This is a genomic window from Delftia sp. ZNC0008 (assembly GCF_000799035.1).
In the GTDB taxonomy this organism is placed as follows: Bacteria; Pseudomonadota; Gammaproteobacteria; order Burkholderiales; family Burkholderiaceae_C; genus Comamonas; species Comamonas tsuruhatensis.
This window is the reverse complement of the sequence record NZ_JTKZ01000249.1, coordinates 1-8,708: the sequence shown is the minus strand read 5'-3', so window position 1 is coordinate 8,708 and position 8,708 is coordinate 1. Positions and strand designations below refer to the sequence as shown.

Here is an 8,708-nt window from a genome sequence, read left to right as displayed (position 1 = left end):
CTGGTGCTGGGCCTGGACTCCCTGGTCATGCTGGCCGGCGGCATCGGCCTGACCTTGCCGCTGGCGCTGCTGCGCGAACTGGACCGGCTGCGCCAGCAGGGCCGGCGCGTGCCCCGCACCACGCTGCTGCTGTGCTTTGCGCGCATGGCCGACATTCCTTTCCTGCAGGAGCTGCAGCAGCTGTGCGAAACGGCCTCCTGGTTCGACCTGCGTATCCACATCACGCGTGAAGACATTGCCGCCCACGGCCCCTTCGTGCCGGGCCGCCCCTCGCAGCAGTCCCTGCTGGCGCTGGGCCAGCCCCAGGCCGTCGTCATCTGTGGCGGCCACGCCTTTGCGCAGACCTTTCGCGAGCATGCGCGGGCCTGCTTTCCCGGTGCCATACAGCATATCGAGGCCTTCACGCCGCCTGCCGCATCCACCGCCCAGCCAGGCGAGACCGCGCAGGCATGCCAGCTGCAGATCGCGCACAGCGGGCAGGTTGTCGAAGCCGCGTCCGGCAAAAGCCTGCTGGAGATCCTGGAAGGCGTGGGCATTGCCATCCGCAGCCAGTGCCGGGCCGGCATCTGCGGCAGCTGCCGCATCCGCATCACGGGAGGCAGTTCACGGCTGGAGGCGGACTTTTGCCTCAGCGACAGGGAAAAGGAAGCCGGCTATGCCTTGGCCTGCTGCACCTTCCCCTCGGCAGGCCATATCCACGTCGATCTCAAGCCCGGCGCCTGACGGGCTCCGCACGTTCCAAGCCACCCTCCTGTATCCACCTGAGTTCCTCCCATGAAAAAAGCCATCGCGCTGCGCCACATCCACTTCGAAGACCTGGGCACCCTGCATGCCGAGTTCGCCAGCCGCGGCTACGAAGTGCAGTACGTCGATCCCAGCATCGGCGAGCTTGACACCCTGGACCTGGGCCGTGCCGACCTTCTCGTCGTGCTGGGCGGCCCCATAGGTGCCTATGACGAGGCGCTTTATCCCTTCGTCGCCCAGGAGCTGGCGGCCGTGCGCCGCTGGCTGGACAGCGGCAAGCCGCTGCTGGGCATCTGCCTGGGCGCGCAGCTCATTGCGCGAGCGCTGGGCGCCAGGGTCTACCCGCTGGGCGTCAAGGAAATCGGCTTTTCTCCGCTCACGCTTACCGATGCGGGCCTGGCCTCGCCCCTCGCCAAACTGGACGGCGTCCCCGTGCTCCATTGGCATGGCGACCAGTTCGACATTCCCGAAGGCGCCGTGCACCTGGCCGGCACCGCCATCGGTGCCAACCAGGCCTTTGCCGTCGGCACGCAGGTGCTGGGCCTGCAATTCCATCTGGAGGCCGACGCGGCCCGGCTGGAGCGCTGGCTGGTCGGCCATGCCTGCGAACTGGGCGTGGCCCAGGTGGACCCGCGCACGCTGCGCGCCGATGCCCAGAAATACGGCGGCCTGCTGACCCTGGCCGCGCGCGATGTGCTGGCCGCCTGGCTGACCCACCTGGAGCGCAGCCGCTGAACCTGCGGCGCCGCCCATTCACCCATTTCCCACACGCCGGAGCCGCGCTGCGCGGCGCCGGAATCTCTGTTCCCGAAAAAAGGAGAGTTGAAGATGGTTGTCGTACTGTTCGAACTGCAGGCCTTGCCCGGCCAGAACCAGACCTATGTGGACCTGGTCAACAAGCTCACCCCCATGCTCAAGCCCATGGAGGGGTTCATCTCCGTGGAATGCTTCCAGAGCACGCTCAACCCCGAGAAAGTCATGTCCGTCACCACCTGGCGCGACGAGGAAGCCGTTGTCCAGTGGCGCAACGTGGAAGCCCACCTCAGCGCCCAGCGCGCCGGCCGCGACAAGATCTTCAAGGACTACCGCGTGCGCGTCACCCAGGTGCTGCGCGACTATGGCCTGAATGACCGCGCGCAGGCGCCCGCGGACAGCATCATGGGCAAGGCAGGCAGCTGCCCCGTCAGCCACGCCTGAGGGCTGGCGGTGCCGCAAAGGCCCGGCTGGTACCTCTACCGGAGCGCGATGCACGCCATCGAAAGATGCCGGCAGTGACTACGCTGCCGGCACCAGGCCGGAAAAAAAGCCCGCTGAATGCTCAGAGGGCTTTTTTTCGGAAGGCACAGATCCTTCGCATCGGAACTACACCGCACCGCACGGCATCCTGCGTGCCGCCTTGTGCAGCGCTTTCAGTTGCGAGCTGCTGCTGCCGCCATTTCGGCGAGGAACGGGCCTTGGGCCGCCTCGGGTTTGCGTTCGATGAGGAAGTCGTCGCGATCCTGGTCCTTGATCCAGTTCGGAGGCTTGCCGCGACCTGTCCACGTTGCTCCTGTAGACGGATCGCGATACTTCGCCGGTGCGCTGGTTTTTGCTGGGATGTAGGGGAACACTTGCTGCTGGGTGAATCCGAAATCGGTCACCAGCTTCTGGACCTTGGACAGGGCAGCTTCGGCCGCCGAGGTGCGTGCCTTGGCAATTTCCATGTCCAGCGCGGCCTTGGCCGCAAGGAGTTCTTTGAGGGACTGTGTCATAGGGAGGCGAAAATTTTGAAGCCAGATTATGGGGCTGTTCGGGCAGCCATGCCTGGTGTCCGGATCATGCAGGCTGATGAAAGGACGACAGCCCGCCTGAGGGTGCTGCCGAGCCGGGTGACCGCAGGCCTGGGCAAGAAAGCCGGTCTTGTCCTCATCCGTGATCGCGCGCACCGTGCGGAACGGCCTCAGCGATCACGTCAGGTGGAACGTCCCGCATCACTAGGCCGCCAGAACCGCTGATGAATTCTTTTGGTGTCAGGGCACATCATGCAGGCGAGAAATGGCGGGGTTGTAGGATTTCTTGAAATCTTCTTCGGACTCAACGTTCCTCCAAAGGTCGGTGATATATCGGAATTCATCCAAAAAAGGCTTTTCGAATGCGGGTATGTCGGTGGCATATTCGCAGTTGCGTGCCAATTGGAAAAGCCATTGGGCCTGGCCGAAATCATAATAAAGGCGCCAGATTATTGGCTCCAGTGATATGGCTGTCTCGGCGCCGGTATTCAGCGCATCGAACATCTCCACCAGGATTTTTCCCGACACCAGTCCATCAGTCACCGATCCAAGATAGCGTTCAATGATTGTCATCGTCAGGGGAACGGCCTCCTCCTCACGCGTTGCCGCAGCAAGCATGACTACATCCAGATCATCTTCCTCCTCGTCTCTTTTGAGACGATCGATGCCCCAATCCACGTAGCTGGTCCAGGACGCCGCCCCACAGCGGACCAGGAAACTCAGCTTCTGTAGTGCCTTTATTTCGTTCATGAGTCAATCTGTTTTGAATATGGAGTGATTTTAAATGCAATCGCAATTGCGCGGTCGCCGTCCAATGTCACATCGGATTCCTCGTCATCTCGTGAGTTGCAATGGAATTTCGCAATTGGAGGCAACGGATTTATCTATTTTGATTTGGCAAATTTCAATGTATGAGCCATGTGAGGCGCTTGCAAAATCGAAGCAGAAACCCAAGCGATGCCATCAGTATTGCCGCCATAAATACAGGCAGGGCCATGAGACTGAGTCCACTGTGTCCGCTGCCATCTTCAAAAAATAGCTTTAGCGCAAGTAGAAAGAGGGTCCCTGCGATCCAAAAGAGCAAGCAGTAGGAAAACCGCAGGATCTCAAGCCTTTTCATGTATTCCCCTTGCTCGTCTGCTTGTGGCTGGCAACAGCATTGTTGTCAGATGTCAGAAAAGCGGCTCCGTGCATCGCCCCGTTGCGGTTCATCCCGAATCGGCGACTGCCTAACGCGACCTTCCAATAGTTCTCCCGGGCTTCCGCCGCCGACTTTTCTATGCCAAGAGGCAGCGCCTCCAGCAAGGTGAATCGGAACTCGCTGTCACAACCCGGTGCTTCATGAAGTCGCCGGCTCAACTCCAGGTTGTCGCCATGCCCGGTGCTGGCATAGTCACGCCAACGCTGCCAAACGCCACAAGCGCCGCTGGCAGAGCCAACATACTGCTGGCCTGTGAATTCATCCGTTATCAGATAGATGCCGCAGACATTGCCAAGTGCCTGCTGCCAAGCCACATCCTGCATTGCAAGCCTCAGTTCCGCCATGATCAGGCTGGTGCTGCTCAGGGCCCTGAAGGGCACCGGAGGCTCGGAGGTTAGCGCAATGGGATAGTTGTTCTCCTGGCGAAGGACCCGGCGCCAGCTCACGGCGGGCTCGCCCCAACGGATCTCCAGTTTGAGCCGCAGATCCGCCATCACATCGATTTCGTCCAGCTCGTGATACCAGTGGCCTGCTCGCTCGTCATGCAGATCGAAACTTCCTTGCAAGCGTCCTGCATCAATGGCCTGCATTGCAGGCATGACCTCCTTCACCCGCCAGATACCGAGCAGCAACGCATGGCCTGGCCGGTGCCCAAAGAAGCCAATCACCAACGAGCCGACTGGATGCTTGTGGTCTTGACGAGACTGATAGAGCGTCAGAGCGCGTGTGCCCACATAGCGTTGTACCGGATAGTCTCCTGCCGTGTGGCGCATGAGCGTGACCTGTTGGGCGGCAGGGTCAAGCGAATGGAAGGCAAGCAGTTGGTAAAGCTGAGTGGCAGGGAGGTTCATGGCTGGAGCTGATCTGGGGCGATGGCGATGCTGGGCAAAATAGCACGGCTGGCCTCTCAGGGCGAAGCCATGTGCAGTCATATATTGCTCATGCTCGACAGCGCGTCCTGTCCTTCTCCGTGATCGCCTGCACTGCCGGGCACCGCACGCCACGCTTGCAGCAATCACGCCAGATGGAATATCCCGCGTTGCACCGGCCTGGCGAAGCAGCCCTAAGCTTTCAAGCTGCGAACGAATTCGCTGCCCACCTCGACTCCTAGAAGAGGGTCCACGGCCGCTACCCGCTTCAGCGCTTCGTCGATGCTGAAGCCATTTCCTTCCAGCACGGCCGATGCGTCGCTGTGCAGGGCATAGGCCAGGTGTGCTGCGATCCGTACGCTCGGATCTGCGTCCACGTTGCTTCCCAGATATCCGCCCAGAAGAAGCCGGATCTCATATACGGCTTTCGCAAGGATTTTCTCCTCAGTCAGCTGTTTCATCACGCCCCTTTGCCTTATCGCCCCCACAACTGCCTCCATCGCCTCAATCTGCGCATTGATAAAGGCAAGCAGCTCATTGGAATCGACAACCTCCATGGGATTGCTGGGGTAAGCGCCAATCAACAAGCTGGAGATGAGTCCCCATTGTTCTCGCACACGGTTCAGTTGGTTGAACTCATCTTCCGACATCTGAAAGTACAACATGGCGACTCCTTAGCGAAATGGCTTGGAGCCGGGCGCGGAGAAAGGGTAAGAAGCGATGTACAGATCAGAGAGCTGTGGCGCAGTGGAAATTGAGATGGGGAAGGGCTTTGAAACGCCCGCAAAGAAAATAGCCATAAGGCCTCCAAGCATTTTTCCAACACTGCTTTCGGGAGCGGCTTACCGGCTAGCAAGAAGTGTGTTCAGCACTTTGCGCGAGATGATACCCCAGGCCTATGGCAGACTGCCCTGGTTCAGTTCTTCCTTGAACCGATCGCCGGCCGGCTTGGCGCTCAAGGCTTATCTCCGTCACTCACCGAGGATTTCTCATGATCATCACCACCACTCCCCAGATCGAAGGCCGCCGCATCACCCGCTACTGCGGCGTGGTCGCGGGCGAGGCAATTTTGGGCGCCAATGTGTTCAAGGACTTGTTCGCCGGGCTGCGCGACATCGTGGGTGGGCGCTCGGCCACGTATGAGCGCGAGCTGCAGCGGGCGCGCGAGATTGCGCTCAAGGAGCTGGAGGAACGCGCCCAGGAACTGGGCGCGAATGCCGTGGTGGGGGTGGACCTGGATTACGAGGTGCTGGGCCAGGGCAACGGCATGTTGATGGTGTCTGCCAGCGGCACGGCGGTGGTGCTGGAGTAGGCAGGGCCGTTGGTCAATTTGGGCCGAGGAAGTCAACGCGGCGCTGCGCCTGGCATCTCCAGGCAGCGGCCCAGCGCCCGCGCGGCCTCGCCCAGGCGCGGGCCGGGGCGGGAGACCACGTCCGTCTCGACCAGGTCCAGCGCGCAGATGCGGCCGGAGCGCACGGCGGGCATGCGGCTCCAGCCGGGGCGGGTGGCAAAGCTGGCCGATGGCGTCTGCGGCGTGTGGATGATGAGTTCGGGCTGCTGGCGCAGCACGTATTCAGGCGTGATGCGCGGAAAGGGCCCTAGGTTGGGCGGCAGCACGTTGCGCGCGCCCAGGCGCTGCAGCAGCTGGCCTATGAAGGAGTCCGGCCCCGCCGCATAAGGCGTGGCGTCCACTTCGAAATACACCTTCTGTCCTGCGGGCGCGTGCGCAGCCAGCGCCTTGGCCTGCTGGTCCACCTCGGCCTGCATGCGCGCCAGCAGGGCGTTGGCGCGCTGCACGTGCAGCAGCTGGTCGAGCTTGTGCAGCACCTGCTCCAGCTGCGCCATGTCGTTGGCGTCCAGTGCCAGCACCGGAATGCCGAAGCGCTCCAGCTGCGCGATGACGGGTGCGGAATACGCCATCAGCACCACGTCGGGCTTGAGCCGCACGGTGGCTTCGACCAGCGGGGCAAAGGTGTGGCCCAGCTTGGGCAGCGCGGCCACGCGCGCCGGGTGGTTGGAGAACTCGTCCACGCCCACGATGCGCTCGCAGGCGTCCAGCGCGCACAGCGATTCGGTCAGCGAGGGCAGCAGGGAGACGATGCGCTGCGGTACGCGCGCCAGCCGCACCTCACGGCCGCGCATGTCGGTGACGGTGTAGGGCGCGGGTGTGCTCCCCTGGGGCACATCCACCGCCTTTTGCGCGACGGCGTTGCTGGCGCCGCCCGCGCAGGCCAGGGCGGCGATCAGCAGCAGAAGGCGGGACGGGCGCAGAAGCAGGTGCATGGGGTCAGGGCAGAGGTGTCCAGCGCACGGTGACGAAGACCGTTCGGCCGGCGTTCGCATAGCCGCGCGTGGGGGCGTAGTCGCGGTCAGCGATGTTGTTGACGCGTGCCAGCAGCGTCCACTGCCTGGTCAGCTGGCGCTGGGCGTAGAGATTGACCACGCCGTATCCGCCCAGCTTGAAGGTGTTCGCCTCGTCGGCGTAGCGGCCGCTGTACAGCTGCGCTTCGCCGCCCAGCGTCCAGCCGGCTGCCTGGGTGTCGGCATTGAGCTTGAGCATGCGCTTGGAGCGGTAGGGCAAAAGCTTGCCGGTCTCCAGGTTCTCGGGGTTCATGAGGTCCAGCGAGGCGCCCAGGTTGGTGCTGCCCAGGCGCGTGCCGCCCGACAGCGTCAGGCCGGTGATCTCCACGCTTTGCCAGTTGCGGTAGCAGTTGCAGGGAAGGGCGCTGTTCCAGTCGTAGGTGATGAGGTTCTTGAACTTGTTGCGGTAGACCACGGCCGAGAGGCGGTTGGCACCGGCCGCATAGTGCAGGCCGGTTTCCACGTTGGTGCTGCTTTCGGGCTTGAGGTCGGCCGCCGCCTGGCCCGTGAAGCGTTCGTACAGCGTGGGGGTTCTGAAGGCCGTGCCGGCCGATGCCACCCAGCGCCAGCGCTGGTCGATCTGCAGGCCGTAGCCCAGGCCGCCCGTGGTCTTGTTCTGCTGGTCGCGCACCTGGTCGTGGCGCAGGTTGGCGTCGAACTGGTGGCGGCCCTCGGTCAGGCGCCAGCCGGCCGACAGGGAGTTCTGCACGCGCCGGCTGTCGGTGTTCTGCGTCCAGGCGTATTGCGTGTCCAGCTTGTCCTCGCGGCGCTCCAGGTCGATGTTGAAACGGTGCTGGCCCAGCGTGAACAGGTTCTGCAGCAGGTAGTTGGTGGAGCGGCCCTTGGCGCTTTCGGGCGACTGGGTGTGGCGGTCGCTTTGGCTGTCGGTATGGGAGATCTGGACCACGCTTTTGTACATGGCGTTCCAGCCGGCCTGCCAGCGCAGGCTGCCGGTGGTGTTCTTGACCACGTCGTAGTCGTCGAACGGCGGCGGGCTCTGGTCGTAGTGGGTGCGCAGGCGGCTGTGCAGCAGGCTGGCGTCGATCTGGTGGATGCCCGTTTTGTAGCCCGCGTTCAGGCCCAGCGAGGTGTTGCTGTAGCCATCCTTGTCCGGGTTGGGCGAGAAGGTGTTGCCGGGGTAGACGTCGAAGCCGTCGCTGCGCTCGTCCGCCAGGTTCAGGCCATAGGTGAAGCCGTTGGCTCCGCCCTGGAATCCTGTGGCCAGCTTGCTGGTGCCCTGGTTGCCTATGCCGGCCTCGGCATAGGCGCGGGTCTGGCCGTCAGCCCGCTTGGTGAAGATCTGGATCACGCCGCCCATGGCGTCTGAGCCATAGATGGCTGCGGCCGGGCCGCGCAGCACTTCGATGCGCTCGATCTGCGCCAGCGGCAGGGTGGACCAGACCGCTCCGCCCTGCAGCTCCTGCGAGCTGTAGCGCACGCCGTCGACGAACACGGCCGTGTGCTGGTTGCTGGTGCCGCGCAGGTAGACCGAGGTGACCTGGCCCGGCCCGCCATTGCGGTTGATCTGCACGCCCGGCACCTGCACCAGCAGGTCGGCCACGCCGGTGGCGCCACTGCGGGCAATGGTCTCGGCATCGATCACGGTCATGTCGGCCGTGACCGTGCGCAGCGGCTGCTCGCTGCGCGAGGCGGTGACGACCACGGTGTCCAGCTGCGAGGACTGGGTTTGCGCCTGGGCCTGGCAGGCCAGCAGCGAGGCCAGGGCCAGGGCGGACATCCGAGGTGCGGAGAAAGCCGACGCGG

At 63.3% G+C, this 8,708-nt stretch carries 10 protein-coding genes; 4 read left to right on the top strand and 6 right to left on the bottom strand.

What is annotated here, in order from left to right:
• The 3 genes from L995_RS08225 to L995_RS08215 form a co-directional block, all read left to right on the top strand.
• A partial coding sequence (locus L995_RS08225; RefSeq protein ID WP_047470881.1) for a 2Fe-2S iron-sulfur cluster-binding protein occupies positions 1 to 723 on the top strand: 723 nt, incomplete at its 5' end.
• Between the two features lie 51 nt (positions 724 to 774).
• Positions 775 to 1,479 (top strand): glutamine amidotransferase, encoded by a 705-nt coding sequence (locus L995_RS08220; RefSeq protein WP_047470878.1) that lies wholly within the window; start codon positions 775 to 777, stop codon positions 1,477 to 1,479.
• 93 nt (positions 1,480 to 1,572) lie between these two features.
• The gene (locus L995_RS08215) at positions 1,573 to 1,941 is read left to right on the top strand and encodes an antibiotic biosynthesis monooxygenase family protein (RefSeq protein ID WP_012205544.1); all 369 of its coding nucleotides are present in this window, start codon (positions 1,573 to 1,575) and stop codon (positions 1,939 to 1,941) included.
• Positions 1,942 to 2,153: 212 nt separating this feature from the next.
• Here the strand turns inward: L995_RS08215 and L995_RS08210 are convergent, their stop codons facing one another.
• The 4 genes from L995_RS08210 to L995_RS34260 form a co-directional block, all read right to left on the bottom strand.
• Positions 2,154 to 2,495, bottom strand: coding sequence for an H-NS histone family protein (locus L995_RS08210; RefSeq protein WP_047470876.1), 342 nt, complete (start codon positions 2,493 to 2,495; stop codon positions 2,154 to 2,156).
• A 258-nt stretch (positions 2,496 to 2,753) separates the two neighbouring features.
• Positions 2,754 to 3,263, bottom strand: coding sequence for a hypothetical protein (locus L995_RS08205; protein ID WP_047470874.1), 510 nt, complete (start codon positions 3,261 to 3,263; stop codon positions 2,754 to 2,756).
• Between the two features lie 366 nt (positions 3,264 to 3,629).
• Positions 3,630 to 4,565, bottom strand: a complete 936-nt coding sequence (locus tag L995_RS31370) for a GIY-YIG nuclease family protein (RefSeq protein WP_052195773.1) — start codon at positions 4,563 to 4,565, stop codon at positions 3,630 to 3,632.
• Positions 4,566 to 4,777: 212 nt separating this feature from the next.
• A complete protein-coding gene (locus tag L995_RS34260) occupies positions 4,778 to 5,248 on the bottom strand; it encodes a hypothetical protein (RefSeq protein WP_231574385.1) in 471 nt (156 codons plus the stop codon).
• 326 nt (positions 5,249 to 5,574) lie between these two features.
• On the opposite strand from L995_RS34260, the gene L995_RS08180 reads away from it, so the two are divergent.
• Entirely contained in the window at positions 5,575 to 5,895 is a 321-nt protein-coding gene (locus L995_RS08180) for a heavy metal-binding domain-containing protein (RefSeq protein ID WP_012205554.1), read from the top strand.
• 32 nt (positions 5,896 to 5,927) lie between these two features.
• On the opposite strand, the gene L995_RS08175 is transcribed toward L995_RS08180, so the two are convergent.
• Both L995_RS08175 and L995_RS08170 read right to left on the bottom strand, forming a co-directional pair.
• Positions 5,928 to 6,866, bottom strand: a complete 939-nt coding sequence (locus tag L995_RS08175) for an ABC transporter substrate-binding protein (RefSeq protein WP_047470870.1) — start codon at positions 6,864 to 6,866, stop codon at positions 5,928 to 5,930.
• A 4-nt stretch (positions 6,867 to 6,870) separates the two neighbouring features.
• A partial coding sequence (locus L995_RS08170) for a TonB-dependent receptor domain-containing protein (protein ID WP_047470883.1) occupies positions 6,871 to 8,708 on the bottom strand: 1,838 nt, incomplete at its 5' end.